The following is a 25,319-nucleotide window of genomic DNA, read 5'->3' on the forward strand; positions in this document are numbered from 1 at the left end:
CAGCGCGAGCGCCTGGGTTGCAGGGCTGATGATGCTCGTAGGTTTTGGTGGTGTGAGCGTACTCGCAACCGCGACGGTAATCCGTCGCCGCGGAGGGCCGCGTTAGCTCGAATAGGGAGGTCGTCGCTTCCCGGAATCGGAAAGCGATATTCCTCGGCTCGCGCTGCATCCAGCGCATACAGGCGCCGGGGGTGAAGAGGATGGGCGTGAGGAACGAATCGGTGACAACTGATCGTTAGTGCTGGGAGCGCTGGCGGGAAGGATGTCATCATGCCCGGTCCGTACCCCAAGGAGTTCGGTGAGGACGTTGTCGCGGTCGAGAGGCCTCGCGAGAGTGGCGTCACCATCAAGCAGATCGCCACCGACTTCGGTATCAGCGAAGCAACGTTGCAGAACTGGCTCCGCCAGGCCGATGTCGAGGACGGCAATCGTCCCGGTCAGACTGCGGCCGATGCTGCGGAAGCGCGCGAGCTGAAGAAACGTATCCGGTTGCTCGAGCAGGAGAACGAGGTTCTCAGGCGGGCTGCGGCGTATCTGTCGCAGGCGAACCTGAAACTCGGTGGCTCTCCAAAATGACATACCCGCTCGTTGCCGAGCTCGCCGACGCGGGGATCCCCGTGACGGTGTCGTGTCGGGTCCTCAAGCTCGCCCGCCAGCCCTATTACAGGTGGCGTAACGACCCTGTGCGGGACGCTGACGTGCTCCGGGCGCACCGGATCAACGCGTTGCATGACGCGCACCACGACGACCCCACGTCCGGGTACCGATACCTGGCCGACGAGGCCCGGCGTTCCGTGCTGAGACGCCGAACCGGGTGTGGCTGACCGACATCACGGAGCACCGCACGGCCGAGGGCAAGTTGTATTGCTGCGCGATCAAGGACGTGCATTCGACCGGATCGTCGGGTACTCGATCTCCGACCGGATGACCTCGAAACTCGCCGTCGACGCGCTCCGCAACGCCGTCGCGCGACGAGGTGACGTCGCCGGGTGCATTCTGCATGCCGATAGAGGCAGTCAATTTCGCAGCAGAGCGATGGCCCGCGAGCTGCGCCGTCACGACATGGTCGGATCGATGGGCCGCGTCGGCGCCGCCGGAGACAACGCCGCGATGGAGAGCTTCTGGTCGCTTCTTCAAACGAACGTCCTCAACCAGCAGAGGTGGGCGACTCGGCAGGAACTGCGGCTCGCGATCGTCGTCTGGATCGAGCGGAAGTACCACCGCCAACGAGCTCAAGACACCCTCGGCGGGTTGACGCCCATCGAGTTCGAGGCCAAGCTAACCGAGCCGCTCACACTCGCGGCCTAAACCGCACCTGTCACCAGTTCGTTCCTCACGCCAAGCCGAGATTTGGCATGACGATCGCCGGGAGTATCGCCCGCATCTGCGCGTCCGTGAACAGGTTGCCAGTGATCGACCCGACACCGGTGAGTCCGGGCAGGTCTTTCATCCAGCCGGTGTCGATGAGTGGCGGAATGTTCTCCATCCATGCGGCGCCGGCGAGCCCCTCGTAGTCCTTCACCCACGCGGAAGGGTCGATCGCCGAGGAGATCAACTGCGATGTCGAAGCATTCATTTCGGGAAAGAAGAAGGCGTTGCTAGTAAGGCCTGTGACCTTCAGCCCGTCGGACCCGAAGGCACCGGGGTCGGACGTCTGGCCGAGGAGCCATATCAGGGAGTCGCTGAGCTTCAGCGTCTCGGTCTGCTGCATGAACGGGCTGGTCACAGACCGCATGAAGTCGTCGTCGAAGATTCGTCCCAGCGAACCCGAGGGGAGTGCCCCCTTGAACGCGGTCAGATCCTTCGGGTCCAGCGGCTCGCCGTCGTCGCCACGAATCGTGAAACGGATGCGCGTGTGCTGCGGGGTCTCTCCCGAAGTGTCGTCGGCCGGCACGTCGCCCTCGTGGGCGGACGCCTCTTCTTCGCCCTCGTCGAAGGGTTCGTCGTCGTCAGATGGGGCGATCACGGCGGCCATCCGACCAGCGAACCACACGCTGCGGGCCCGCCGCGTCTCGCCTGTGCCTCTTGCCGTCGCTGCGCGTGCGCGGAAGCGGTCATCCGCACTGTCCGAGAACCTGTCCGTTTACTCCCCGTAGCCGTCCGTAAACGTCCAGAGATAGACTGAGCCCCAGACAGCATCTGCTGTCTGGGGCTCAGTAAATTGCTGGCCTCGGAACCGGGAGTGCGGTCCCTAAGACCCCTCGGAATCAGACGCCGAAGTACAGCTCGTACTCGAACGGGTGCGGACGCGCCGCGATCGGCTTGATCTCGTTCTCGATCTTGTACTCGATCCACGTCTCGATCAGCTCGGGCGTGAAGACGTTGCCGCGCGTGAGGAAGTCGTGGTCGGCGCGCAGCGCCTCGAGCGAGTCCAGCAGCGAGTTCGGAACCTGCGGGATGTTCTTGGCCTCCTCGGGGGGAAGCTCGTACAGGTCCTTGTCGACCGGCTCGTGCGGCTCGATGCGGTTCTGGATGCCGTCGATGCCCGCCATGAGCTGAGCGGCGAACGCGAGGTACGGGTTGCCGGAGGCGTCGGGCGCACGGAACTCCACGCGCTTGGCCTTCGGGTTCGAACCCGTGATCGGGATGCGGATGGCTGCGGAGCGGTTGCCGGCCGAGTACACCAGGTTGACCGGAGCCTCATAGCCCTTCACCAGGCGCTTGTAGGAGTTCAACGTCGGGTTGGTGAACGCCAGCAGCGCCGGCGCGTGGGCCAGGATGCCGCCGATGTACCAGCGTGCGGTGTCCGAGAGCTGGGCGTAGCCCTTCTCGTCGTAGAACAGCGGCTTGCCGTCGCGCCACAGCGACTGGTGGGTGTGCATGCCCGAACCGTTGTCACCGAAGAGGGGCTTGGGCATGAAGGTCGCGACCTTGCCCCACTCGAGCGCGGTGTTCTTGACGATGTACTTGAACTTCAGGATGTCGTCTGCCGCGTGCACCATGGTGTCGAAGCGGTAGTTGATCTCCGCCTGTCCGCCGGTGCCCACCTCGTGGTGGGCGCGCTCCAGGTGCAGGCCGGCGTCGATGAGACGCAGGCTGATGTCATCGCGCAGGTCGGCCTGCTTGTCGACCGGGCTGACGGGGAAGTAGCCGCCCTTGAAGGGGGTCTTGTTGGCGAGGTTTCCGCCTTCTTCCACGCGGCCGGTGTTCCAGGCGCCTTCTTCAGAGTCGACGTGGTAGAAGCTCGAGTTCTGCTTCACCTCGTAGCGCACGTCGTCGAAGATGTAGAACTCCGCCTCGGGGGCGAAGTACGCGGTGTCGGCGATGCCGGTGGACGCGAGGTACTTCTCCGCCTTCTTGGCGACCTGACGCGGGTCCTTGGCGTAGATCTCGCCGTTGCGCGGGTTGTAGATGTCGAAGATCATCACCAGCGTCTTCGCCTCGCGGAAGGGGTCGAGGTACGCCGTCGAGACATCCGGGATCAGCTGCATGTCCGATTCGTGGATGTTCGCGAATCCGCGGATCGAGGACCCGTCGAACAACTGGCCGACGGTGAAGAACTCCTCGTCGACCGTGGAGGCGGGAATGTTGAAGTGCTGCTGGACACCCGGGAGATCCGTGAAACGGATGTCGAGGAACTTGACGTCCTCGTCCTGGATGAACTTCAGCACCTCTGATGAATCACGGAACATGCGTTCTCCAAAGGTGGGGCTGGTGTCGGGACCCGGCGGGCGGGCACTTCCGACCGTAGTCGGGGGGAGTTGCTCGGCAGTATCCCCCATGTTTCAGCCATGTTACGCGAGGCCGGATAGGCTGGAGACGTGCCAGAAACCCCCCTCGACGACACGTATCCCGGCGAGCGACTGGGTCTCCCGGCGACAGGTGCCGGCAGTCTCGCCCCGCTCGGTCGGCGTGTCGGCGCGCTGTTCATCGACTACACCAGCGCCTACATCGTCGCCATCGCGATCACCCTCGCGACGGTCGGCGACTACTCGGCTCCGCCGCTGCTGATCCTGGCGCTCTTCGCCGGCCTGCAGATCGTGTTCATTCCGACCCTGGGCGGGAGCCCGGGTCACCGACTGCTCGGCATGCGGGTCAACCTCGCCACCGGCGGCTGGCCGGGGCTGTGGCGTCCCGTGCTGCGCACGCTGCTGCTGGTGCTGGTGATCCCGGCAGCGATCTGGGATGCCGACGGCCGCGGCCTGCACGACAAGGCAGCCGGCACGGTGCTCGTCCGCGCCTGAGGCCGGGCAGCGGCGTCAGCGGGGACGCGGAGCGCGGACCTTCGTGGGGTCGATGCCCTTCGGGATCGGCAGCGAGGTCACGGACTTCGACACCGAGTCGACGCGCTTGATGACGGCCGCCATCGTCGAGCGGTCGATCTTGTTCGGAAGTGCCTTGATGGTGGATGCCAGCTTCGAGATCGGCACATCGCCCTCGCCGTGACCGATGTAGAGCACGGTCACCGGCACGCCGGACGCGACACGCTGCACCTTGGCGCGCTCGTCGGCGACGAGGCGCGTCAGACGGCCGCGCGCACCCTCGGCAACGATGACGACGCCGCCGCGACCGATGACGCGATACACGGCATCCTGCGACTTCGGGTTCACGCCCACGGGCATCTCGTTCGCCTGCCACTTGCGTCCCAGCCCCGTGGAGAGGATGTGTCCGGCCGCGCCGGGCATGCCGTCGATCTTCTGGTACATCGCACGTGTCGACAGGCGTGTCATCGTGATCATCGCGGCGAGGACGCCGGCCATGAGACCGCTGACGCCCCAGAGGATGATGCTCCACACCGCCGTGGGCGGGATGAGGAACCCGACGAGCACGCCCAGGGCGATGCCCAGCACGATGATGCCGATGAGGAGCCACCCGAGCCACGGGTAGACGTTCTTGGTGAAGACGAACAGCGACTTGATCTGAGAGATCAGACCAGGGCGCTTCTCTGGTGCGGGAGTGCGTGCGGCCATGCCCACCAGCCTACCTTTCGGCGCCTCGTCTCCTGCACCGCCGACGGGAAGCGCTGGTTATCCCCGGATGCCGCATTCACCACGCATCCGTGTCCTCACCCGTGCGCACAATCGGGGGCATGAATCCCCCTGATCGCCTGCGCTCCGCCGGCTCTCTCCTCGGTGGCGGCACCGTCGTGCGGGTCGCCGCAGACGGTGCGCCCTGGCCCGGGGTGATCGTGCGGGAGGATGACGGCCGCAGCACGCTGCATGTGGATGCCGCGCTGCTCGCCGGCAGCGAGGTGTGGCGCGCCCCGACGGGAGGGCACCTGTTGGCGCCCACCGATGTCGTGCGCACGGCGACGGGCCACGAGGCGGTGTTCGATCTGTGCCGCGGACGACTCGACGTGCTGCTGCACCAGCGCGACCGCGTGCGGGCGCCGTTGACGGCGGGGGAGGCGGTGACGGTGGCGGTCAGTCTGCTGCGTGGCACGGAGGAGGCGGGCGCCGAAGCGCCCGGGAAATGGTGGATCGCCGAGGACGGGCGACCGGTTCTCGCGCTGACCGGCGATGAGAACGCGGCGACCGAGACGCGCAACCTCCTGAGTGAGTTGGCGGCGTCCTCGGCCGACCCGGTGCTGAGCACGGCGCTGCTTGCTGCGCACGACGCCATCGGTGGCAACGCGTCCGCGATCATGCAGGCGGAGGATCTGCTGTTCGCCGCCGCGGAGCCGGCCGCGCTCATCACGAGCGTGCCCGCCCCGGCGGCAGCCCGCTCGGTGGCTGCGGCGGTCGACCACGCGGCGGCACCGTCGCGATCGGCGCTGCGGGCCGCCGTCGCGCGCCACGTCGACGCCGATGTCGCCGACCGCGTGCTGCGCGCGCGCGACGACGTGCGGGTGTGGTGGACGCGGCGCCGCAGCGAGCCCCGGGTTCGGCGCCCCCGGCAGCGCCGGAGACGGGATGCGCCGGGGGCGGGTTCCGCGGCGGCGGCGGGGGTGGGTGCGGAGCCGCCTGCGTCGGCGCGCGCCGCCGCACGGCCTCGACGACGCCCTGCGCTCATCGGGGTCGCCGTCGCGGCGGCTGTGCTGACCGCGGGCATGATGTGGCCGGAGCAATCCGCGCCGCCCGCTGCGCCCACCGGGCAGGCGATCGACGCACGGCCGTCGCCGTCCCCCACCCCGGGGTCACCGGGCACCGCCACCGGACCGCCGCCGGCGCTCGAGTCACCCGGCGCGCAGCCGGATGCGGATGCCGCGGCGCAGGCTGCCAGCGGGAGCGTGGATGCCGCCGGTGCTGAGGATGCGCGGGCGGCAGAAGACCCCGAGCAGCGGGGGCGGACGCTGCTCGACGCAGTGTCGCACTGCGGTGACGAAGCCTGCCTGAACCGGCTGCGCGAGACGCCGGGGCGGCCGGTGGTCGACGGGATCCTGGCGGAGCGTCCCGAGGAGCGTCGGATCACGCTGGTGGACGACTATGGTGGCGTCGCGGTGCTGCGGGTCTCACCCTCGGTGCCGGGGGCGCAGCCGGATCGCCTGCTCGTCATCGTCGAGGTGGAGCGGAAATGGCTGATCCGCGACGCCTACGACGTCGCGGATCAGCCATGAACGGGTTCAGATGCCGAGCGATCCCTCGAAGTTTGCCGCCTCGAGGCGCGCCTTCATCGCGCTCAGGAAGCGCGCTGCGTCGGCACCGTCGATGACACGGTGGTCATACGACAGGGCGAGGTAGACGTAGGAGCGCACCGAGATGGCATCCTTCCCGTCGACCTGAACGATGCCGGGCCGCTTGACGACGGTTCCGGTGCCGAGGATGGCCGTCTGCGGCAGGAACACCACAGGCGTGTCGAAGAGCGCGCCGCGCGAGCCGGTGTTGGTCAGCGTGAAGGTGCCGCCGGCGAGCTCGTCGGGCTTCAGCTTGTTGTTGCGCGTCCGGGCAGCCAGGTCGGCGATCTCGTGTGCGATCTCTGCGAGGTTCTTGTCGCCCGCGTCGCGCAGCACCGGGGTCAGCAGCCCGCGCTCGGTGTCGACCGCGATCGAGAGGTTCTCGGTCGCCGGGTAGACGATCTTGTCGCCGTCCACGGTCGAGTTGATGACGGGGTACGTCTTGAGCGCCTCAGCGGCGGCCAGTGCGAAGAAGGGAAGGAACGACAGCTTGTCGCCCGTCTTCTCCAGGAACGTGCCCTTCACCTGGTCGCGGAAAGCCGAGAGCTTGGTCACGTCGACCTCGACCACCGTGGTCAGCTGCGCCGTCTGCTGCATCGAGGCGACCGCGCGCTCGGCGAGGACCTTGCGCAGACGCGACATCGGCTGGGTGGTGCCGCGCAGCTCGGAGACCTCGACGGCGGGGGCAGCGGCAGCCGGAGCCGCCTCGGCGGGTGCCGGCGCCTTGGCGGCAGCGAGCACGTCCTCCTTGCGGATGCGTCCGCCGACGCCGGTGCCCTTGACCTTGGTGAGGTCGACACCCTGCTGCTGAGCCAGGCGGCGCACGAGCGGGGTGACGTAGGTCAGCGTGTCGTCGTCCGCGGCGACGGAGAGCGGGGCCGCGGCGGGTGCCGCCTCCTGCTTCTGCGGCGCGGGAGCCTCGGCGGGCGCCGGTGCGGCGGCGGGAGCGGACTGCGCCGGGGCGCTCTTCTCCTCGGCGGGGGCCGGAGCCTCGGCGGGCGCGGACTCGGCGGCCGGAGCCGGAGCCTCTGCTGCGGGGGCGGGCGCGCCGGAGCCGATGCGGGCAAGCGCAGCGCCGACCTCGACGGTCTCGTCCTCCTGCACGAGGATCTCGACGAGCTTGCCGGCGAACGGCGCGGGGATCTCGGTGTCGACCTTGTCGGTCGAGATCTCGAGGAGCGGCTCATCGACCGCGACGTCGTCGCCGATCTGCTTGAGCCAGCGGGTCACGGTACCCTCGGTGACGCTTTCGCCCAGTTCCGGCAGGACCACGTCCTTGGCGTCTCCCGAGTCGGAGGCGGCGGGCTGTGCGGGCTGCTCGGCCGGAGCCGATTCTGCAGGGGCCTCGGCGGCGGGCTGCTCAGCGGCAGGCTGCTCGGCCGGTGCGGGGGTCTCCGCGGCGGGGGCTTCGTCAGCGGGGGCGGCGGCTCCGGAGCCGTCGCCGATCTTCGCCAGCACGGCGCCGACCTCGACCGTCTCGTCCTCCTGGACGAGGATCTCTTCGATCACACCGCTGATGGGCGACGGGATCTCGGTGTCGACCTTGTCGGTGGAGATCTCCAGCAGACCTTCGTCTGCCTCGACCGTGTCCCCGACCTGCTTGAGCCAGCGGGTGACCGTTCCCTCGGTGACGCTCTCGCCGAGCGCGGGGAGGACCACGGAAGTGCTCATGAGCTTTGTCTCCTTCTGATGGCGATTCTGAACCAGCTTAGTTGTCCGGGCACGCGACGGGGTGTCAGCGTGCGTGCAGCGGCTTGCCCGACAAAGCCAGGAAGGCTTCGCCGAGCGCTTCGCTCTGCGTGGGATGCGCGTGGATGAAAGGCGCGATGTCCTCGGGATGGGCCTCCCAGCCCACCGCGAGTTGCCCCTCGGTGATGAGTTCGCCGACGCGTTCTCCTGCGAGGTGCACGCCCAGCACCGGCCCGTCGGCGAGCCGCACGACCTTCACGACGCCGGCCGTGCCGATGATCTCGCTGCGGGCGTTGCCTGCGAGGTTGTATTCGTAGGCCACGACGGCGTCGCCGTGCGCCGCCCGCGCCGCCGCCTCGGTGAGTCCGACGGATGCCACCTCAGGGCTGCTGTAGGTGACCCGGGGGATCAGCGAGTCGGGGATGCTCGGCACGGTGCGACCGGCGATCCGCTCGGCGACGGCGATGCCCTGCTGGAAGCCGCGATGGGCCAGTTGCAGGCCCGGGACGATGTCGCCCACGGCCCACACGCCCGGCGCGGTCGTGCGCAGGTCGTCGTCGACGACGACGAATCCGCGATCCAGGCCCACGCCGGCCTCCTCGAAGCCGAGGCCGTCGGTGGCGGGACCGCGGCCCACGGCCACCAGCAGGTAGTCGGCGACCAGCTCCGTGCCGTCTTCGAGACGGACGGTGATCGCATCGTCGGTCTGTGAAGCGCCGGCGAACCGCACCCCCAGCCGGGAGGTGATGCCACGCTTGCGGAAGGCGCGCTCGAGCGCCTTGCTGAGAGCGACATCCTCGGTGGGGACCAGGTGGTCGAGCGCCTCGACCACCGTCACCTCGGAGCCGAACGAGCGCCAGACGCTGGCGAATTCCACTCCGATGACGCCGCCGCCGAGCACGATCACGCGCTCGGGAACCTCGGCGAGTTCGAGTGCCTGCTCGCTGGTGAGGATGCGGCCGCCGATGTCCAGGCCGGGCAGGGTGCGGCTGTACGACCCCGTCGCGAGCACCACGTCGGCGCCCCGGTAGAGATCCTCGCCGACCTGCACCGCACGATCCGCCGTCAGCCGCCCGGCACCGGGGACGACCGTGATGCCGCGTGCGGAGATGAGTCCCTGCAGCCCGGAGTGCTTCTTCGCCACGATCGCCTTGCGGTAGGCGCGCACGGCATCGATATCCACACCGCCGAACGTCGCCCGCACGCCGACATCGCCGGCGTGCCGCGCACTGTCGGCGACCTCGCCGGCGTGCAGCAGCGCCTTGGTCGGGATGCATCCGCGATGCAGGCACGTGCCGCCCAGCTTGTCCTTCTCGATGAGCACGACACTCTTGCCGAGCTCTGCCGCGCGCAGCGCCGCGGCGTAGCCGCCGCTGCCGCCGCCGAGGATGACGATGTCGGCCGCGTGCTCGGCCATCAGCGGCCTCCCGCCGCGATGAACTCCAGGAGGCTGCGCACCATCGTGCCGGTGGGGCCCTTGTCGGTCGCACCGAACCCGGAGCCCTTGTTCCAGCCCGCACCGGCGATGTCCAGGTGCACCCACGGGATGCGCTCCGCCTCAGGCTCATCCGAGACCCGTCCGACGAAGTGCTGCAGGAACAGTCCGGCGAACAGCGAACCGCCGGCGGGGTCGCCGATCTTGGCGTTCTGCAGGTCGGCGATGGGGGAGTCGAGTTCCTCCCGCATGTGCGGCGGCAGCGGCAGCGGCCACGCGGCCTCTCCGGCGCGCTCCGCGGCGGAGAGGAAGGCCTGCACGGCGGCATCCTCACCCATGACACCGGTGTGGCGCGTGCCGAGGGCCACGGTGATCGCCCCCGTGAGGGTGGCGATGTCGACGAGGACGTCCGGCTTCGCGCGGCTGGCCGCGACGAGTCCGTCGGCGAGAACCAGCCGGCCCTCCGCGTCGGTGTTGAGCACCTCCACGGTGGTGCCGTCCAGCATCCGCAGGACGTCGCCGGGGCGCGTCGCCCGGCCGGAGGGCATGTTGTCCGACAGGCACAGCCAGCCCGAGACACGCACCGGCAGCTGCATGGCCGCAGCCGCGCGCACGACCGCGAGAGCTACGGCCGCGCCGCACATGTCGTACTTCATGCCCACCATGCTCGCGGCGGGCTTCAGTGACAGTCCGCCGGTGTCGAACGTGATGCCCTTGCCGACGACGGCGATGTGGCGCTCGGCGTTCGCGGGGGCGTAGTCGACCTGCACGAACCGCGGAGGGCGGTCCGAGCCCTGTCCGACGCCCAGGATGCCGCCGAAGCCCTGCTCCCGGAGCTGCTCTTCATCGAGCACGGTCACGGTGACGGGGAGGTCGGCGACGGCATCGATGGAGCGGTCGGCGAAGTCGGCGGGGGAGAGCCACTCGGCGGGGATGTTGACGAGGTCCTTCACCAGCGCGACCGCCTCGCCCAGCGCGGCGACGGCGGCGACGTCGGCCTCGGCGGGCGCGGTGGGGGTGTGCAGCACCACGCGCTTCGCGCGTTGCGATGCGGGTTCGTCGCTCTTGTAGCCGGCGAAACGGTACCCGCCGAGCACCGCGCCTTCTGCGGCGGCACGCCACGGGTCACCGGTTGCGAGCGGAGCCGCCACGGCGAGGGTGTCGAAGCCGGTGGCGGTGCGCACGGCGGCACCGACGGCGTCGCGGATGGCTGCGGCATCCGGCTCTTTCCCCGTGCCGACCACGATGAGCGGCACCGCAGCGATCTGTGGAAGGAAGAGGCGCTGCTGTGCGCCGGGGGCGCCGGTGAAGCCGAACGCGGTGAGGGCGTCGGCAAGGCCGGGCCACGTCTGCAGGGCGTCGCCGGCGGCGTCCAGCGGGGGAAGGGCGAGGACGAGGGCGTCGGCCTCGGCCTCTGTCAAGGGGCGGGTACTGTGCGCGAGCTCGGGGAACGGCATCCTCCCATCCTAGGTTCGTCGTGTTCGCTGTCAGCGGGAGGCGCGGCGGCCGGGCCCGGTCGCACGCCTCGTAAAGTTGATGCATGCCCTATCCCGGACCTCTCTATGAGCGTGTCGCTTCGGCGCCGCCGGTGCCCGCGGGGCTGCCGATGGTCATCGCGCTCACCGGCTTCACCGATGCCGGCGGCGCCGTCGCCGGCGTGATCGAGCACATGCGCGCCGACCTCGACCCGGCACCGGTCATCTCGTTCTCCAACGACGCTCTGCTGGACTACCGCGCGCGCCGCCCGATCGTGTCCTTCCAGGGCGATCACCTCACCGACTACCGCGCGCCGCGGCTGGAGCTCTCGCTTGCCCACGACGCCGTCGGGCAGCCGTTCGTGCTGCTGGCCGGATACGAGCCCGACTTCGGCTGGGAGGCGTTCACCGAGACCGTGCTGGGTCTGGCCGAAGGGCTGGAGGTGTCCACCGTCACCTGGGTGCACGCCATCCCGATGCCCGTGCCGCACACCCGCCCGTTGGGTACCACCGTCAGCGGCACCCGGAGCGAGCTGACCGAAGCGCACTCGGTATGGAAGCCGCACACCCAGGTGCCGGCGACGATCGGCCATCTCCTCGAGTACCGCTTCGCCGAGTCCGGCAGTCAGGTGGCGGGCTTCGTTCTGCTGGTGCCGCATTACCTCGCCGACACCGAGTACCCCGCCGCTGCGCTGACCGCCCTCGACAGCCTCACCGTCGCGACCGGGCTCGTGTTCGACGGCGACGAGCTGCGGGAGGAGAACCGGGAGTTCGTCGAGAAGGTCACCGAGCAGGTCTCGGCGAGCGAAGAGCTCAGCCGCATGCTGCACGGGCTGGAAGAGCGGTACGACTCCTACATGGCCGGCTCCACGCTCGCGCAGCCGATCATCCACACCGGCGACCTTCCCAGCGCGGACGAGCTCGCCGCCGAACTCGAGCGCTTCCTCGCCACGCGGCCGCGCAGCGACGGCGACGACAAGAGCGCCGGCGGCGGCTTCGGCTCCTGACCGGGTCCGGTCCGAGCGGGAATGCGCGGCGGCGCGGCGGCGTTCGACTCTTGTGCGCGCCGTCGGGGTGCGTCAGGAACGTATGAGACAATGAAGGACCTGACCCGTTGTCGACCGATCGTGGCTCCCTCCGCGGAGACCCGGCGGACTTGACAAGGGTCTTACTAGTGTCCGAGAACCAACCGATGTTCATTCCTCGGTGAAAGGCGAAACGTGACGTCAGGCACGAAGACCACAACGCGCACCGGCGCAACCGCGGCGTCCGCGAACGCCGAGGCTGAGACCGACCAGACGACGACGTCCGCGGCCGCCGACACGCCTGCGAAGAAGGCCCCCGCGGCCAAGAAGGCGCCTGCGGCCAAGAAGGCGCCCGCGGCGAAGGCACCCGCCAAGAAGACCGCCGCGAAGGCGCCCGCCAAGAAGGCCACCGCCTCGAAGGCGAAGAGCGCGGGCGACGAGGTCGACGAGGAAGAGCTCGACGAGGTCGAGGTCGACGTCGAACTGGATGCCGATGCATCGGACGACGACGCCGCGGCCACGCCCTCGCGCACCAAGGCCAAGGTCGGCGACGACACGGCGAGCGATGACGACGACGACGATGACGACGAGAAGAAGAAGCCGGCGTTCACCGAGCCTCTTCCGACCGGCGCGATCGTCATCTCCTCGAGCGATGAGGACGACGTCCCCGTCTACTCGACGCAGATTACCGGCGCCACGGCCGATCCCGTCAAGGACTACCTGAAGCAGATCGGCAAGGTGCCGCTGCTGAACGCGGCCGAAGAGGTCGAGCTGGCGATGCGCATCGAGGCGGGACTGTTCGCCGAAGAGAAGCTGTCGCACATGTCGGCATCCGAGAAGTCGTCGCAGCTGGGCCTGGACCTGCAGTGGGTCGCCCGCGACGGCCAGCGTGCCAAGAGCCACCTGCTCGGCGCGAACCTGCGCCTGGTCGTCTCGCTGGCCAAGCGTTACACCGGTCGCGGCATGCAGTTCCTGGACCTCATCCAGGAGGGCAACCTGGGTCTGATCCGTGCGGTCGAGAAGTTCGACTACACCAAGGGCTTCAAGTTCTCCACGTACGCCACCTGGTGGATCCGTCAGGCGATCACCCGCGCCATGGCCGACCAGGCCCGCACCATCCGCATCCCGGTGCACATGGTCGAGGTCATCAACAAGCTCGCCCGCGTGCAGCGGCAGATGCTGCAGGACCTGGGCCGTGAGCCCACGCCCGAGGAGCTCAGCCGCGAACTGGACATGACGCCCGAGAAGGTCGTCGAGGTGCAGAAGTACGGTCGTGAGCCCATCTCGCTCCACACGCCTCTCGGTGAGGACGGCGACAGCGAGTTCGGTGACCTCATCGAGGACACCGAGGCGGTCGTGCCCGCAGACGCGGTCGGCTTCACCATGCTGCAGCGTCAGCTGGAGTCGCTGCTGGACTCGCTGTCGGAGCGCGAGGCGGGCGTCATCCGCATGCGCTTCGGACTCGGCGACGGCCAGCCGAAGACGCTCGACCAGATCGGTGACACCTTCGGCGTCACGCGTGAGCGCATCCGTCAGATCGAGTCGAAGACGATGGCGAAGCTGCGGCATCCGTCGCGTTCGCAGTCGCTGCGGGACTACCTCGAGTGATGGGCGACGTTCCGATGTCGGCTGTGCCCAACGACGGCAAGGCCCTCACCGTCACGGTGGAAGGCCGCACCTTCGAACGCATCCCGATCCGCACGCGCGTCGTGATGCCCGGAGACGACCTCGACACGTTCGTGCGGGAGTACGCCGCCGACGTGGTGCGCCCAGGCGATCTGCTGTTCGTCACGGAGAAGATCGTCGCGATCACGCAGGGCCGGTCGTATCCCATCGATTCGGTGAAGCCGCGCAAGCTCGCGACGTTCCTGTCGAAGTACGTCACCAAGACCTCGTACGGCATCGGTCTGGGCATGCCCGAGACGATGGAGATGGCGCTGCGCGAGTGCGGCACGCCGCGCATCCTGTTCGCCGCGGCTGTCGCCGCGGTGACCAAGGCGTTCGGCCGCAAGGGCGACTTCTACCGCATCGCCGGCGACAAGGCCCGCGCGATCGACGGACCGACGAGCGGCACGATCCCGCCGTACAACAAGGCGGTCGTGCTGGGTCCCGAGCGCCCACGCGAGGTCGCCGCACACCTGAAGCAGATGCTCGGCGGCACGGCCGACGTCGCGGTGGTCGACATCAACGACATCGGCGGCAACATCCTCGGGTCCACGCTGGACAAGGCCGCTGAGGCGCGTCTCGTGCGGATCCTGCGCGACAACCCGCTGGGGCAGGGGCATCAGTCCACCCCGCTGGGGATCGTCCGCAACGCCTGACCACGCCGAACGAAGAAGGCGGTCGCGAGAATCCTCTCGCGACCGCCTTCTTCGTGTCGCGGGTTAAAAGCCCATCGCGGCGCGGTAGCGCGGCAGGTGACCGTGGCGGATGCCGGTGGCGGTCGGCTTGTTCTCGAACACGCCCGCGCCCCAGTTGCCCTCCACGAGCAGTGGAGCATCCGGTCCGACGACGATGTCCCACCCGACGTACCGCACCTCGGGGATCACGAGTGCGACCTCGGTGATGAGTGCCCGCACCTCGTCCATCAGTGGCAGCTGGAAATCGGCGATGCGGTAACCGGTCTCGGGATGCGTCTCGTAGAGGTGGCCGTGGATGTCGTACCCCTTGCCGAGGGCATGGCCGTTCTCGTCGAGCACCGTGTAGAAGCCCCCGAAACCGCCCTGGTCGCTGACCTCGCCGCGCCCGAACTTCTGCGCCATGTTGATGATCTCGACCGTTCCGTCATCCTTGACGAACGTGGTGACGCGCGTGGTGTTCACCGTGCCGGGGCAGGTCGCGGCGATGTCGGGGTGCTGCTCGATCTTCTCCTCGATCAGCACCTCGCCGGCGGCGAGTCGCTCGGCGTGGAATGCCTCCCAATCGGTCACCTCGGACGCGTAGAAGCGGCGGACCCCCAGACCCGACTTGCTCACGGGCACCTTGGCGATGAGCACGGGATGCCGCTCGGCGAACGCCTGGAGCTCGGTGGCGTTGCCGGGAACGAGTTCCAGCCACTCCCGGCCGAGGAAGCGGTCGAACCGCTTGTTGAAGTCCACCTTGTGGTGGAAGTGGTGCACGTACGCGGGGTCGTCGTAGCGGTTGGACAGTTCCAGAGCGAGGGGGCTGGTGACCCAGGTCCCGCGCTCGGCCTTCGTGAGGATCGCGAAGTCGAACTCCAGGTAGTCGTTGAACCCGACCCGGTGTCGTGCCGCCGACCAGAGCATGTCCGCGAGCACCACGGGGTAGCTGCGTCCGTGCACCTTCGCCGTGAAGCGAGCCCGATCGGTCACCGAGGAGACGTCGATGCGGCGGGCGCGCTGCAGCAGAACGCGGAGACGGTGTTGGAGCGCGAGGCCACCAGAGGCCATGGATTGTCCTCCCTGGACGAAGAAAGCGGTGCCCCGCCAGTCTAGGCGGGGCACCGCAGGCGGCCGTGTCGGCCGATGGTCAGAGGGCGTCGGCCAGACGGGCCGTCTCGTCGTGCCAGCTGGTCGCCACAGCGCGCAGCTTCTCTTCGTACTTGCGACCGTGGTGGGCGCAGAACAGCAGTTCACTGCCGTTGACCTCGGCGGCGATGTACGCCTGCGCTCCGCAGGAGTCGCACCGGTCCGCCGCGGTCAGGCGGTAGTCGAGGACGGCGGTCTGGTCGGTCGGGGTCGATGTGATGCTCATCTCGGTGCCTCCTCGGGATGTCTCGCTACTGGTTGCAGACTCATCTCATACAACCACGCGGATGCCGGGATCATGCCGAGATCCGGGCACATTTCGCTGTGCGCGTACGATGCGGGTCGTCATTGGGCGCCTTCGTCATCCGACGCGTGTGTGTCGGCGAGGGCGCTGTCAGGGGCGGCGGATAGGCTTGAGGATTGTGACCGCCGAGTACTCCGCCCATCATCTCCAGGTGCTGGAGGGCCTCGAGGCCGTCCGTAAGCGCCCCGGCATGTACATCGGCTCGACCGACTCCCGTGGCCTCATGCACTGCCTCTGGGAGATCATCGACAACTCCGTCGACGAGGCCCTCGGAGGCCACGGCGACCGCATCGAGATCATCCTGTACGCCGACGGCAGCGTCGAGGTGCGTGACCGGGCGCGTGGCATCCCCGTCGACATCGAGCCGCGCACGGGGCTGTCGGGTGTCGAGGTCGTGCTCACCAAGCTGCACGCCGGCGGCAAGTTCGGCGGCGGCTCGTACGCGGCTTCGGGCGGCCTCCACGGTGTCGGTGCCTCGGTGGTCAACGCGCTGTCGGAGCGCCTCGACGTCGAGGTGGATCGCGGCGGCAAGACGTGGGCGATGTCGTTCCACCGGGGCGAGCCCGGGGTGTTCTCCGGCCCGACTCCCGACGCCGACTTCTCGCCGTTTCAGAAGGCCAGCGAACTGCGCGTGGCCGGCAAGGCGCCGAAGGGTGTCACCGGCACGCGCATCCGGTACTGGGCGGACCGGCAGATCTTCACGAAGGATGCCGCCTTCAACCTGGACGAGCTCGTGCAGCGTGCCCGTCAGACGGCATTCCTCGTCCCGGGCCTCGAGATCGTCATCCGTGACGAGCGCGCCGTGCCCGCGGGGGAGGAGCCGGTCGAGACCAGCTACCGCTTCGACGGGGGCATCTCCGAGTTCGCGGAGTTCCTGGCACCCGACGCGGCCGTCACCGACGTGTGGCGTCTGACCGGCACCGGCACGTTCACCGAGACGGTGCCCGTGCTGCAGCCGACCGGCGCGATGATCCCGACCGACGTCGAGCGGGAGTGCGTCGTGGACATCGCTCTGCGGTGGGGCACGGGCTACGACACGGTGACGCGCTCGTTCGTGAACATCATCGCCACCCCCAAGGGCGGCACGCACCAGCAGGGCTTCGAGCAGGGCCTGATGAAGGTGCTGCGCGCGCAGGTCGAGCAGAACTCCCGCCGTCTCAAGGTCGGCAACGACAAGCTGGAGAAGGACGACATCCTCGCCGGGCTGACCACTGTGCTCACGGTGCGGCTCGCCGAACCGCAGTTCGAGGGTCAGACCAAGGAGATCCTGGGCACGCCCGCGGTGCGCCAGATCGTCGCGAACGTCGTGACCCGCGAGCTGACCGCCCGGTTCGCGTCGAGCAAGCGCGATGACAAGGCACAGACCGCGCTGGTGCTCGACAAGGTCGTCTCGGAGATGAAGGCGCGCATCTCGGCGCGCACCCACAAGGAGACCCAGCGGCGCAAGAACGCGCTGGAATCCTCGTCGCTCCCGGCCAAGCTCGCCGACTGCCGCACGAACGACGTGGAGCAGTCGGAGCTGTTCATCGTCGAGGGCGATTCGGCCCTCGGCACGGCCAAGCATGCGCGCAACAGCGAGTACCAGGCGCTGCTGCCGATCCGCGGCAAGATCCTCAACGTGCAGAAGGCGTCAGTGAGCGACATGCTCTCCAACGCCGAGTGCGCGGCGATCATCCAGGTGATCGGCGCCGGCTCCGGTCGCTCGTTCGACCTCGCCTCGGCGCGCTACGGCAAGATCATCCTGATGAGCGACGCCGACGTCGACGGCGCTCACATCCGTACGCTGCTGCTCACCCTGTTTTTCCGATACATGCGTCCGCTGATCGAGGAGGGCCGCGTCTACGCCGCCGTGCCGCCGCTGCACCGCGTCATCGTGATGAACCCCGGGTCGAAGCCGAACGAGACCATCTACACGTACAGCGAGGCCGAGCTGCACGCGCTGCTGGCCAAGCTCACCAAGTCTGGCAAGCGCTGGCAGGAGCCGATCCAGCGGTACAAGGGCCTCGGCGAGATGGATGCCGATCAGCTCGCGACCACCACGATGGACCGGGCCGGACGCACGCTGCGTCGCGTGCGCGTGCAGGACGCCGACGCGGCGAACAACGTCTTCCAACTGCTGATGGGCAGCGACGTCGCCCCGCGCCGCGAGTTCATCGTCGACTCCAGCGACCGACTCGCCCGCGAGCGCATCGACGCCTGACCCGTTCTGCCCGCCGCCCTCCGCTCGTTGAGCGAGCGCAGCGAGACGAAACGCCCATGCCCGCCCACCGGTCGTTGAGCGAGCGCAGCGAGACGAAACGCCCGTGTCCGACCATCGGTCGTTGAGCGAGCGCAGCGAGACGAAACGCGCCGTGTCCGACCACCGGTCGTTGAGCGAGCGCAGCGAGCCGAAACGCGCCGTGTCCGCCCTCCGGTCGTTGAGCGAGCGCAGCGAGACGAAACGCCCGTGTCCGACCTCCGGTCGTTGAGCGAGCGCAGCGAGACGAAACGCCCGTGTCCGACCTCCGGTCGTTGAGCGAGCGCAGCGAGCCGAAACGCGCCGCGCCCAGCCGGCATCCGTCAATAGGGTGTGTCCATGCCCCTCAGCCCTGCCCGCATCCTCACTATCCGCCAGGGAGGCGTTCAGCCGACCGGGTCGTGGCTCTACATCTGGGTCGATACCCGCACGGGAGAGGTGGCCTACGTCGGCGCTACCGGCTTCGATCCCGAGTTGCGCGCGCATCTGCACCTGGAGAGCGACGATCCGCAGCTCGGACGCGTCCGGGCGACGGTGCCGGAGTACGCGCATCGGGATTTCGATGTCCTCGCCTGGGTGATCCCTGAGGGCGTCGACCGCCGGGCGGCGAAGGAGAACCTGATCTCGCGCCTGTCCGGGGGAGCTGAGGCGGCGGAAGAACCCGGAGATGTCACCGACTCGATCGTCCAGTCGCTGGAGGACTGCCGCAGGCGGCTGAACCGGTGACGTGTCGCGGCCACTCCACCCCCGGTCGTTGAGCGAGCGCAGCGAGACGAAGCGGCTGGACGCACCCACCGGTCGTTGAGCGAGCGCAGCGAGACGAAACGCGGTCACCCTTTTCCCTCACGCCGCTCCCGCGCGCTCCAGCCGCGCACGGCATCAAGTCCGCCCGCCGCGAAGGCGAGGCGCTTCGCATGGCTCCACCCTTGGAGCCTCTTCTCCCATTGGAAGGCGTCTTCGATCCGGGCGAACTCGGCATGCCAACGGAGGGTGACCGGAAGCCTGCGCCGCGTGTAGGCGGCGCCCTCGCCCGCCGCATGCTGCGCGAGGCGGCGCTCGAGGTCGATCGTGCTTCCGACGTAGAGCGTGCCGTCCGCGCATTCGAGCATGTACACGTGGGGCATGTCGTGACGGTACGCGGTTGCGGTGGGCTGCGAGACGCGGATTCCACAGGGTTCGGGGCGTCGTTTCGTCTCGCTGCGCTCGCTCAACGCACCGCGGGAGGGGTAGTGCACGTGTCGACGTTTCGTCTCGCTGCGCTCGGTCAACGGGCCGAGGGGAGGGTGGGCACGGGCGTTTCGTCTCGCTGCGCCCGCTCAACGGGCCGCGGGAGGGTAGTGCACGGGCGTTTGGTCTCGCTGCGCTCGCTCAACGCACCGCGGGGTCTCGCAACGAACCGGGAGAAGTTAGGCGACGACGGTGCCCACTGCGCCCACGACGTCGGCCAACGGCTGACCTGACGCGTCTCGCTTGGCGCCGGGGTCGGGAAGCGCGCGGACGGCGCCGTCGGGTCCGACCGCGCGCGGCTCGACACCGACCCATGCGAGCGAGAGAGTGTCCTCGCCCTTCAAGAAGCGCTGCGCGCGCACACCGCCGGTCGCGCGACCCTTCGCGGGGTACTCGCTGAAGGCGGTCACTTTGCCGCTGCCGGCATCCGTGCCGGTGAGGGTCTGCGACGTGTCGGCGATCGTGATGACGACGGCCTCGTCTTCGCTGCCCGCGGCGACGGCCCCGAAGTAGACCACCTGCTGCTTGTCAGCGAGACGGATGCCGGCCATGCCGCCGGCCGTCCGCCCCTGCGGACGCACGGCGGCCGCGTCGAAGCGCAACAGTTGCGCGTCGGTTGTGACGAACACCAGGGTCGCGTCGTCGGGCGCGGGTGCGGCTCCGACGACGCGGTCGCCGGGTTTCAGCGCAATGATCTCGACGTCGTGCTTCGTGCCGATCTCGCTTGGAGACACGCGCTTGACGATGCCCTGCGCGGTGCCGAGCGCCACCGGAGGCTGATCGGTCAGCGGAACCAGTGCGACGACGTGCTCGCCGCCGGCAAGGCCCAGATACTGGTCGGCGCGCGTGCCGGCCGCCGGCTGCACGGAGTTGCCCGGGACCGAAGGCAGGTCGACGGGGGAGAAGCGCACGAGACGACCGGTGCTGGTGACGGCCCCGAGATCGCCGCGCGTGGTGGTGTCCACGCTCGAACGGATCGCATCGTGCTTGCTGCGTCGTGCCGGAGGAACGATGCCTCGGTTGGGGGCGTCCTCGGTGAGGTCGGCGCGCACCATGCGGCCGGTGGCCGTGAGGAACACCCGACACGGCGAATCCGCGATCTGCAGGTCGGCCGGGGCGGCCGCGCGCGAGCGCGCCGACACGGGCGGACCGCCGTTGAGCAGCAGCGTGCGACGCGGCGTGCCGTACGTCTCGGCCGCGGCGTCGAGTTCGCGGGCGACCTGCGCGCGCAGCAGCACGTCGCTGGCCAGCAGCTCCTCGAGGTGGGCGATCTCGGTCTTCAGCTGGTCGCGCTCGGCTTCGAGCTCGACGCGGGAGAACTTCGTCAGGCGGCGCAGTCGCAGCTCGAGGATGTACTCGGCCTGCGCCTGCGAGAGGTCGAACACATCCATGAGGCGGGTGCGAGCCTGGTCGCTGTCGTCGGACGCGCGGATGACCTGGATGACCTCGTCGATGTCGAGGATCGCGATCAGCAGTCCCTCCACGAGGTGGAGGCGCTCCTGGCGCCGGGCCAGACGGTAGCGGCTGCGGCGGGTGACGACGCGGATGCGGTGCTGCAGGTACACCTGCAGCAGCTCGCGCAGGCCGAGGGTCTGTGGCTGACCGTCGACGAGGGCGACGTTGTTGATGCCGAAGGAATCCTCCAGCGGCGTGAGTCGGTAGAGCTGGGCCAGCACCGCCTGCGGGTCGAAGCCGGTCTTGATGCCGATGACCAGCCGCAGGCCGTGATTGCGGTCGGTGAAGTCGGCGACGTCGGCGATGCCGGTGAGCTTCTTGGCGGTGACGGCGTCCTTGATCTTCTCGATCACGCGCTCCGGACCGACCATGTATGGCAGCTCGGTGACGACGAGGCCGGTGCGGCGGGGACCGAGCGATTCGATCGACACCTTGGCCCGCGTGCGGAACGTGCCGCGGCCGGTGGCGTAGGCATCCTTCACCCCGTCGAGCCCGACGATGACGCCGCCGCCGGGCAGGTCCGGCCCCGGCACGAACTCCATGAGCTCCTCGAGCGTGGCATCGGGGTTGTCCAGCAGATGCACGGCGGCGCCCACCACCTCGATGAGGTTATGGGGGGCCATGTTCGTGGCCATGCCGACGGCGATGCCGGTGGTGCCGTTGACGAGCAGGTTGGGGAACGCCGCAGCGAGCACCTCGGGCTGCTGGAACTGGCCGTCGTAGTTGGGGATGAAGTCGACGACGTCCTCGTCGAGGCTCTCGGTGAGGGCGAGGGCGGCCGGCGCGAGGCGGGCTTCGGTGTATCGGGCGGCGGCCGGTCCGTCGTCGAGGGAGCCAAAGTTGCCGTGGCCGTCGACGAGCGGAACGCGCAGCGCGAAGGGCTGTGCGAGGCGGACGAGGGCGTCGTAGATCGCGGTGTCGCCGTGCGGGTGCAGCTTTCCCATGACTTCGCCGACGACGCGGGCGCTCTTGACGTGGCCGCGGTCGGGGCGCAGGCCCATCTCGGCCATCTGGTAGAGGATGCGTCGCTGCACGGGCTTCAGGCCGTCGCGGGCGTCGGGCAGGGCGCGGGAGTAGATCACCGAGTAGGCGTACTCCAGGAACGAGCCCTGCATCTCGGTGGAGACGTCCACATCCTCGATGCGTTCGACGAGGGCGGCGGCGGGGGCGGGGTCTTTGCGCGATGCAGCCATGTACGGAGATGCGTCCTCGGGTGACGGGCGGGAGAAGTGGCCGCGCATCCCGTGTGGGAGACTGGCCGCGATGCCTCTCAGCCTACCCGCGGACCCGCCGAGCGCCCGAAGCCTCACCGGTGTCGTGCCCCACATGCTGGCCTCGCTGGACGGCGCAGACGACTGGCTGCCGCCGGCGTCGAGCGCGATCGTGTTCGTCATCGACGGCCTCGGCCGGGCCAACCTCGCCGCCCGCGCAGGTCACGCCCGGTACCTTGCCGGCGCGATGGCCAAGCGCGACATCGCGCACACCGTGTTCCCGAGTACGACGGCCGCGGCGCTGACGAGCCTGCTGACCGGTCGGAGTCCCGGCACCCACGGCATCGTCGGGTATCGGCTGCGCATCCCCGGCACCGACGAGGCGCCGAATCAGCTGAAGGGGTGGGAGACCCACGGCCTCGACCCGCTCACCTGGCAGCGGTCCGAGCCGCTCCTCGAGCGGGAGCACCGCGCCGGCCGGCCGTGCTTCGTGGTGACGCGCTCCGAGTACGCCGCGACCGGATTCACCGAGGCCATTCTCCGCGGCGGCCGCTTCGTGGGCGCCGACGATCTCGACGAACGTGTCGAACGCGCGGCAGAGCTTGCCGCCGATCACCCCGGCGCGCTGGTCTACCTCTACGCGCCCGAGCTCGACTCGCTCGGACACCGTCACGGCTGGGAGTCGGACGAGTGGTCCGCGGGGCTCGAACGGGTGGATGCCGCGGCCCGGCTGCTGACGCGGCGGGCGGCATCGGGGACCGGCGTGCTCGTCACCGCGGACCACGGCATGGTCGACGTCCCCCGGCACCGTCACCTGCTGCTGCAGGAGGGCGACGGACTGGTCGACGATGTGCGCGTCATCGCCGGCGAGCCGCGGATGCTGCACCTGTACGCGGAACCCGGCCGGGCCGACGCCGTGCTGGCGGCCTGGCAGGCGGCCGAGAGCGGACGCTCCTGGGTGATGGGGCGCGATGACGCCGTGCAGGCGGGCCTGTTCGGACCGACAGACTCCGAGGTGCTCCCGCGCATCGGCGACGTCCTCGTGGCGGCGCGCGCAGGCGTGGCGTACTACGACGACCGGGTGGCGGACAAAGGATCGCAGCGCATGGTCGGGCAGCACGGCTCGCTCACCGCGGAGGAGCGGATCGTGCCGCTCATCCGGTTGGGCGCGTACGCCGCCTAGGACTCTTCGGTGCGGGCGCCGAAGACGATCTCGTCCCACGACGGCATCGACGGCCGTCCGCCGCGGCGGCGTGTCCCCTCGGATGCCGGGCCGGAAGCGGGGTGCTCGTCCACGGTTTCCTGTGCGGGCGCCTGGCGGGACGGCTCGGCGTTGTCGAAGAGGGCGATGGGCGACGGCGAGGTCGACGACGGCTCGGGCTGCGTCGCGCCGGGGAGCGGCTCGCGCTGACCGCGACGGCGGCGCAGCGCCTCGAGCAGGTCGGCTGTCTCGGATGACGTCGTTACCGGCGCGTCGGGCGCGCGCTTGATCGCCGCGGACTGCACAGCCGGGGCCGTCGGGGTGCGCACGTCCGGCACCTCGAACTCTGCCTCGGGCTCGGCAGGGCGTCGCGGACCGAACGCGCCGCTGTCGAAGCGGGAGTCGTCCTTGCCCATCGGGTGGTCCAGTGCACGCAGCCTCGGGATGAGCCCCTCCGGCAGCGCGCCCTGGCGTGACAGCTGCGTCGCATCGCTGTTCTGCGGGGCGAGCGTGCTGCGTCGGGGGTCGAAGGTCCAGCGGGCGTCGTGGTCGACGTCGTTCGCGGTGAACTCGAGCTTGACGATCCAGCCCGTCTGCTCGCGCCAGCTCGTCCAACGCTCGCCCGCGGCACCGGCCTCGGCGAGCTTCGCGCGCACTGCGGCTCCAAAGGTCGGCTGCGCGTCGGGCTCGAGCTCACTGCCCACGAGCACCGGGACCGCCAGTGCCTGGCCGACGATGTGCTCGCGCTCGGCGAGCACCGGGCCTTCGTAGCGCTGCACGTCCTCGAGCCGTGCGCCCAGCAGTTCCGCCACCTCGGCGGCGGACATGCCCGAGCGGATGTGCGACTGGATCTCGCGCGGGCTGGCCTTGGGCGCGCGGCGTTCACCGTCGCGGTCTCGGCGAGCCTTGCGCAGTTCCGCGCGCAGCACGTCGTCGACGGGAAGGGCGAAACGCTCGCCCGTCTCGGTTGCGAGGACGAGCGTGCCGTCTTCGGTGCCGATCACCTTGAGCTGTTCCATGCGAAACACCCCTCCGAATCTGCCGTGGTGCCGCCCATGCTGTCACAGCACGACCCCCACACCCGGGAATACCCAGGGCGCGCCGCGAGTTTCACGCATCGCGATGGGAGCAGACCTGCGGATGTCCTGGGGGCATTTGCGAAAAGGGATCCCGTGATGCAAACTGTCGCCGCCCGATGGGCGATCACGCCCGCATGAACTGGAAGTAGAGACGCTCGAGAATGGCCACCGATTACGACGCACCGCGCAAGACCGAGGATGACAGCGAGTCGATTGAAGCGCTCAAGGAGCGTGTTCCCGACAAGCTCTCCGGCGCTGTCGACGTCGAGGACTCCGACAACCCGTCGGGGTTCGAGCTGCCGGGCGCCGATCTGTCCGACCTGGAGCTCGACGTCGTCGTGCTCCCGCCGCAGGAGGATGAGTTCACCTGTGCGAACTGCTTCCTGGTGAAGCACCGGTCGCAGATCGATCACGAGACGGCCGCAGGCGCCGTCTGCGTGGAGTGCTCGGCGTAACGACGCCGCTCAGACGCCCGGCCGCGCAGCGCGGATGATCGCGCTGAGGCGGTCGGGCGTTCTGCTTGACAGGACCCAGCAGGGGACGGGATCGCGAGGATCGTCGACGGGCACGCGCACGAGGCCGTCTATTCCGGGCCGCACGAGCATCCACGAACGCGGATCCAGTTCCGGCCCCCGCGCGCGGCGTGCGTCTTCGCCGACGAAGACGTCGGGATCGCCGAGGAACTGCAGCTCGATCTTCGCCTTGCCGGCGTACAGCCAGCCGTCGCGCACCTCGATCACGGGGGACAGCGCGAGCATGAGCGCGACAACCGCCACCGCCAGGATGCCGCCGACGATCAGGCCGACGGTCGGGTTGAAGGCGGTGAGCACCAGCGCCGCCATCGGCCCCACCACCGCGGCGCTGACCAGCGCCCAGAGTGAGGGGGTGAGCCGCTCGCGGTATGCGTATGCCGGGCGTGTGCCGGCCGCTGTCTTCTGCAT

General features: G+C 69.3%; 21 protein-coding genes and 1 pseudogene. 10 read left to right on the forward strand and 12 right to left on the reverse strand.

Going from position 1 to position 25,319, the window contains the following annotated elements; all coding sequences use genetic code 11:
* Positions 1–270 precede the first annotated feature (270 nt).
* Positions 271–1,308 (forward strand): annotated as a pseudogene (locus NQ165_RS02190) (IS3 family transposase).
* A 25-nt stretch (positions 1,309–1,333) separates the two neighbouring features.
* Here the strand turns inward: NQ165_RS02190 and NQ165_RS02195 are convergent.
* Together NQ165_RS02195 and glnA are read right to left on the reverse strand one after the other, a co-directional pair.
* The gene (locus NQ165_RS02195) at positions 1,334–1,975 is read right to left on the reverse strand and encodes a hypothetical protein (RefSeq protein WP_257530857.1); all 642 of its coding nucleotides are present in this window, start codon (positions 1,973–1,975) and stop codon (positions 1,334–1,336) included.
* A gap of 232 nt (positions 1,976–2,207) precedes the next feature.
* Positions 2,208–3,632: a type I glutamate--ammonia ligase gene (gene glnA, locus NQ165_RS02200; RefSeq protein WP_257530859.1), complete on the reverse strand. Its 1,425-nt coding sequence runs from the start codon at positions 3,630–3,632 to the stop codon at positions 2,208–2,210.
* Between the two features lie 129 nt (positions 3,633–3,761).
* On the opposite strand from glnA, the gene NQ165_RS02205 reads away from it, so the two are divergent.
* On the forward strand, positions 3,762–4,184 hold the full coding sequence (locus NQ165_RS02205; RefSeq protein WP_257530861.1) for an RDD family protein: 423 nt from the start codon (positions 3,762–3,764) through the stop codon (positions 4,182–4,184).
* A 15-nt stretch (positions 4,185–4,199) separates the two neighbouring features.
* Here the strand turns inward: NQ165_RS02205 and NQ165_RS02210 are convergent, their stop codons facing one another.
* Complete coding sequence (locus NQ165_RS02210; protein ID WP_257530863.1) at positions 4,200–4,910, reverse strand: DUF4191 domain-containing protein; 711 nt, start codon at positions 4,908–4,910, stop codon at positions 4,200–4,202.
* Positions 4,911–5,029: 119 nt separating this feature from the next.
* Here NQ165_RS02210 and NQ165_RS02215 point away from each other — a divergent pair, with 119 nt between their 5' ends.
* On the forward strand, positions 5,030–6,496 hold the full coding sequence (locus tag NQ165_RS02215) for a hypothetical protein (protein ID WP_257530865.1): 1,467 nt from the start codon (positions 5,030–5,032) through the stop codon (positions 6,494–6,496).
* A 6-nt stretch (positions 6,497–6,502) separates the two neighbouring features.
* Here NQ165_RS02215 and sucB read toward each other — a convergent pair whose 3' ends face one another.
* From sucB to NQ165_RS02230, 3 genes are all read right to left on the reverse strand, one after another.
* Entirely contained in the window at positions 6,503–8,224 is a 1,722-nt protein-coding gene (sucB, locus tag NQ165_RS02220) for a 2-oxoglutarate dehydrogenase, E2 component, dihydrolipoamide succinyltransferase (protein ID WP_257530867.1), read from the reverse strand.
* Between the two features lie 64 nt (positions 8,225–8,288).
* On the reverse strand, positions 8,289–9,659 hold the full coding sequence (gene lpdA, locus NQ165_RS02225) for a dihydrolipoyl dehydrogenase (RefSeq protein ID WP_257530869.1): 1,371 nt from the start codon (positions 9,657–9,659) through the stop codon (positions 8,289–8,291).
* Positions 9,659–11,134 carry a leucyl aminopeptidase gene (locus tag NQ165_RS02230; protein ID WP_257530871.1) on the reverse strand — a complete coding sequence of 492 codons (1,476 nt, stop codon included), beginning with the start codon at positions 11,132–11,134 and terminating at the stop codon, positions 9,659–9,661. Before NQ165_RS02230 ends, lpdA begins: the two co-directional genes overlap by 1 nt.
* An 83-nt stretch (positions 11,135–11,217) precedes the next feature.
* Here NQ165_RS02230 and NQ165_RS02235 point away from each other — a divergent pair, with 83 nt between their 5' ends.
* The 3 genes from NQ165_RS02235 to NQ165_RS02245 all read left to right on the forward strand — a co-directional run bounded on the left by NQ165_RS02235 (position 11,218) and on the right by NQ165_RS02245 (position 14,498).
* Positions 11,218–12,159 carry a proteasome assembly chaperone family protein gene (locus NQ165_RS02235; RefSeq protein WP_257530874.1) on the forward strand — a complete coding sequence of 314 codons (942 nt, stop codon included), beginning with the start codon at positions 11,218–11,220 and terminating at the stop codon, positions 12,157–12,159.
* 213 nt (positions 12,160–12,372) lie between these two features.
* Positions 12,373–13,785: an RNA polymerase sigma factor gene (locus tag NQ165_RS02240; protein WP_257530876.1), complete on the forward strand. Its 1,413-nt coding sequence runs from the start codon at positions 12,373–12,375 to the stop codon at positions 13,783–13,785.
* Positions 13,786–13,799: 14 nt separating this feature from the next.
* Positions 13,800–14,498: a coenzyme F420-0:L-glutamate ligase gene (locus tag NQ165_RS02245; protein ID WP_257531720.1), complete on the forward strand. Its 699-nt coding sequence runs from the start codon at positions 13,800–13,802 to the stop codon at positions 14,496–14,498.
* Between the two features lie 63 nt (positions 14,499–14,561).
* Here NQ165_RS02245 and NQ165_RS02250 read toward each other — a convergent pair whose 3' ends face one another.
* Positions 14,562–15,587, reverse strand: coding sequence for a sugar-transfer associated ATP-grasp domain-containing protein (locus NQ165_RS02250; RefSeq protein ID WP_257530878.1), 1,026 nt, complete (start codon positions 15,585–15,587; stop codon positions 14,562–14,564).
* Between the two features lie 79 nt (positions 15,588–15,666).
* Positions 15,667–15,891 carry a hypothetical protein gene (locus NQ165_RS02255; RefSeq protein WP_257530880.1) on the reverse strand — a complete coding sequence of 75 codons (225 nt, stop codon included), beginning with the start codon at positions 15,889–15,891 and terminating at the stop codon, positions 15,667–15,669.
* 196 nt (positions 15,892–16,087) lie between these two features.
* Between NQ165_RS02255 and NQ165_RS02260 the strand changes: the two genes are divergently transcribed.
* Positions 16,088–18,169, forward strand: coding sequence for a type IIA DNA topoisomerase subunit B (locus NQ165_RS02260; RefSeq protein WP_374940921.1), 2,082 nt, complete (start codon positions 16,088–16,090; stop codon positions 18,167–18,169).
* A 375-nt stretch (positions 18,170–18,544) separates the two neighbouring features.
* Positions 18,545–18,931: a hypothetical protein gene (locus NQ165_RS02265; RefSeq protein ID WP_257530882.1), complete on the forward strand. Its 387-nt coding sequence runs from the start codon at positions 18,545–18,547 to the stop codon at positions 18,929–18,931.
* 104 nt (positions 18,932–19,035) lie between these two features.
* On the opposite strand, the gene NQ165_RS02270 is transcribed toward NQ165_RS02265, so the two are convergent.
* Together NQ165_RS02270 and NQ165_RS02275 are read right to left on the reverse strand one after the other, a co-directional pair.
* Positions 19,036–19,329 (reverse strand): GIY-YIG nuclease family protein, encoded by a 294-nt coding sequence (locus NQ165_RS02270; protein ID WP_257530885.1) that lies wholly within the window; start codon positions 19,327–19,329, stop codon positions 19,036–19,038.
* A gap of 282 nt (positions 19,330–19,611) precedes the next feature.
* A complete protein-coding gene (locus NQ165_RS02275; RefSeq protein WP_257530887.1) occupies positions 19,612–22,080 on the reverse strand; it encodes a DNA topoisomerase (ATP-hydrolyzing) subunit A in 2,469 nt (822 codons plus the stop codon).
* 70 nt (positions 22,081–22,150) lie between these two features.
* On the opposite strand from NQ165_RS02275, the gene NQ165_RS02280 reads away from it, so the two are divergent.
* Positions 22,151–23,281 carry an alkaline phosphatase family protein gene (locus tag NQ165_RS02280; protein ID WP_257530889.1) on the forward strand — a complete coding sequence of 377 codons (1,131 nt, stop codon included), beginning with the start codon at positions 22,151–22,153 and terminating at the stop codon, positions 23,279–23,281.
* On the opposite strand, the gene sepH is transcribed toward NQ165_RS02280, so the two are convergent.
* Positions 23,278–24,318: a septation protein SepH gene (gene sepH, locus NQ165_RS02285; RefSeq protein ID WP_257530891.1), complete on the reverse strand. Its 1,041-nt coding sequence runs from the start codon at positions 24,316–24,318 to the stop codon at positions 23,278–23,280. The two genes, NQ165_RS02280 and sepH, sit on opposite strands and share 4 nt — an antisense overlap.
* A 221-nt stretch (positions 24,319–24,539) precedes the next feature.
* Between sepH and NQ165_RS02290 the strand changes: the two genes are divergently transcribed.
* Positions 24,540–24,833, forward strand: coding sequence for a DUF4193 domain-containing protein (locus NQ165_RS02290; protein WP_257530894.1), 294 nt, complete (start codon positions 24,540–24,542; stop codon positions 24,831–24,833).
* Positions 24,834–24,842: 9 nt separating this feature from the next.
* Here NQ165_RS02290 and NQ165_RS02295 read toward each other — a convergent pair whose 3' ends face one another.
* Entirely contained in the window at positions 24,843–25,319 is a 477-nt protein-coding gene (locus tag NQ165_RS02295) for a DUF3093 domain-containing protein (RefSeq protein WP_257530895.1), read from the reverse strand.

Source organism: Microbacterium sp. zg.Y1084 (assembly GCF_024623595.1).
Lineage (GTDB): Bacteria > Actinomycetota > Actinomycetes > Actinomycetales > Microbacteriaceae > Microbacterium > Microbacterium wangruii.

Coding starts and splice junctions, on each gene's coding strand:
- NQ165_RS02195 (WP_257530857.1), bottom strand. CDS start 1,975: ATGGCCGCCGTGATCGCCCCATCTGACGACGACGAACCCTTCGACGAG.
- glnA (WP_257530859.1), bottom strand. CDS start 3,632: ATGTTCCGTGATTCATCAGAGGTGCTGAAGTTCATCCAGGACGAGGAC.
- NQ165_RS02210 (WP_257530863.1), bottom strand. CDS start 4,910: ATGGCCGCACGCACTCCCGCACCAGAGAAGCGCCCTGGTCTGATCTCT.
- NQ165_RS02215 (WP_257530865.1), top strand. CDS start 5,030: ATGAATCCCCCTGATCGCCTGCGCTCCGCCGGCTCTCTCCTCGGTGGC.
- sucB (WP_257530867.1), bottom strand. CDS start 8,224: ATGAGCACTTCCGTGGTCCTCCCCGCGCTCGGCGAGAGCGTCACCGAG.
- lpdA (WP_257530869.1), bottom strand. CDS start 9,659: ATGGCCGAGCACGCGGCCGACATCGTCATCCTCGGCGGCGGCAGCGGC.
- NQ165_RS02230 (WP_257530871.1), bottom strand. CDS start 11,134: ATGCCGTTCCCCGAGCTCGCGCACAGTACCCGCCCCTTGACAGAGGCC.
- NQ165_RS02235 (WP_257530874.1), top strand. CDS start 11,218: ATGCCCTATCCCGGACCTCTCTATGAGCGTGTCGCTTCGGCGCCGCCG.
- NQ165_RS02245 (WP_257531720.1), top strand. CDS start 13,800: ATGTCGGCTGTGCCCAACGACGGCAAGGCCCTCACCGTCACGGTGGAA.
- NQ165_RS02250 (WP_257530878.1), bottom strand. CDS start 15,587: ATGGCCTCTGGTGGCCTCGCGCTCCAACACCGTCTCCGCGTTCTGCTG.
- NQ165_RS02255 (WP_257530880.1), bottom strand. CDS start 15,891: ATGAGCATCACATCGACCCCGACCGACCAGACCGCCGTCCTCGACTAC.
- NQ165_RS02265 (WP_257530882.1), top strand. CDS start 18,545: ATGCCCCTCAGCCCTGCCCGCATCCTCACTATCCGCCAGGGAGGCGTT.
- NQ165_RS02270 (WP_257530885.1), bottom strand. CDS start 19,329: ATGCCCCACGTGTACATGCTCGAATGCGCGGACGGCACGCTCTACGTC.
- NQ165_RS02275 (WP_257530887.1), bottom strand. CDS start 22,080: ATGGCTGCATCGCGCAAAGACCCCGCCCCCGCCGCCGCCCTCGTCGAA.
- NQ165_RS02280 (WP_257530889.1), top strand. CDS start 22,151: ATGCCTCTCAGCCTACCCGCGGACCCGCCGAGCGCCCGAAGCCTCACC.
- sepH (WP_257530891.1), bottom strand. CDS start 24,318: ATGGAACAGCTCAAGGTGATCGGCACCGAAGACGGCACGCTCGTCCTC.
- NQ165_RS02290 (WP_257530894.1), top strand. CDS start 24,540: ATGGCCACCGATTACGACGCACCGCGCAAGACCGAGGATGACAGCGAG.
- NQ165_RS02295 (WP_257530895.1), bottom strand. CDS start 25,319: ATGCAGAAGACAGCGGCCGGCACACGCCCGGCATACGCATACCGCGAG.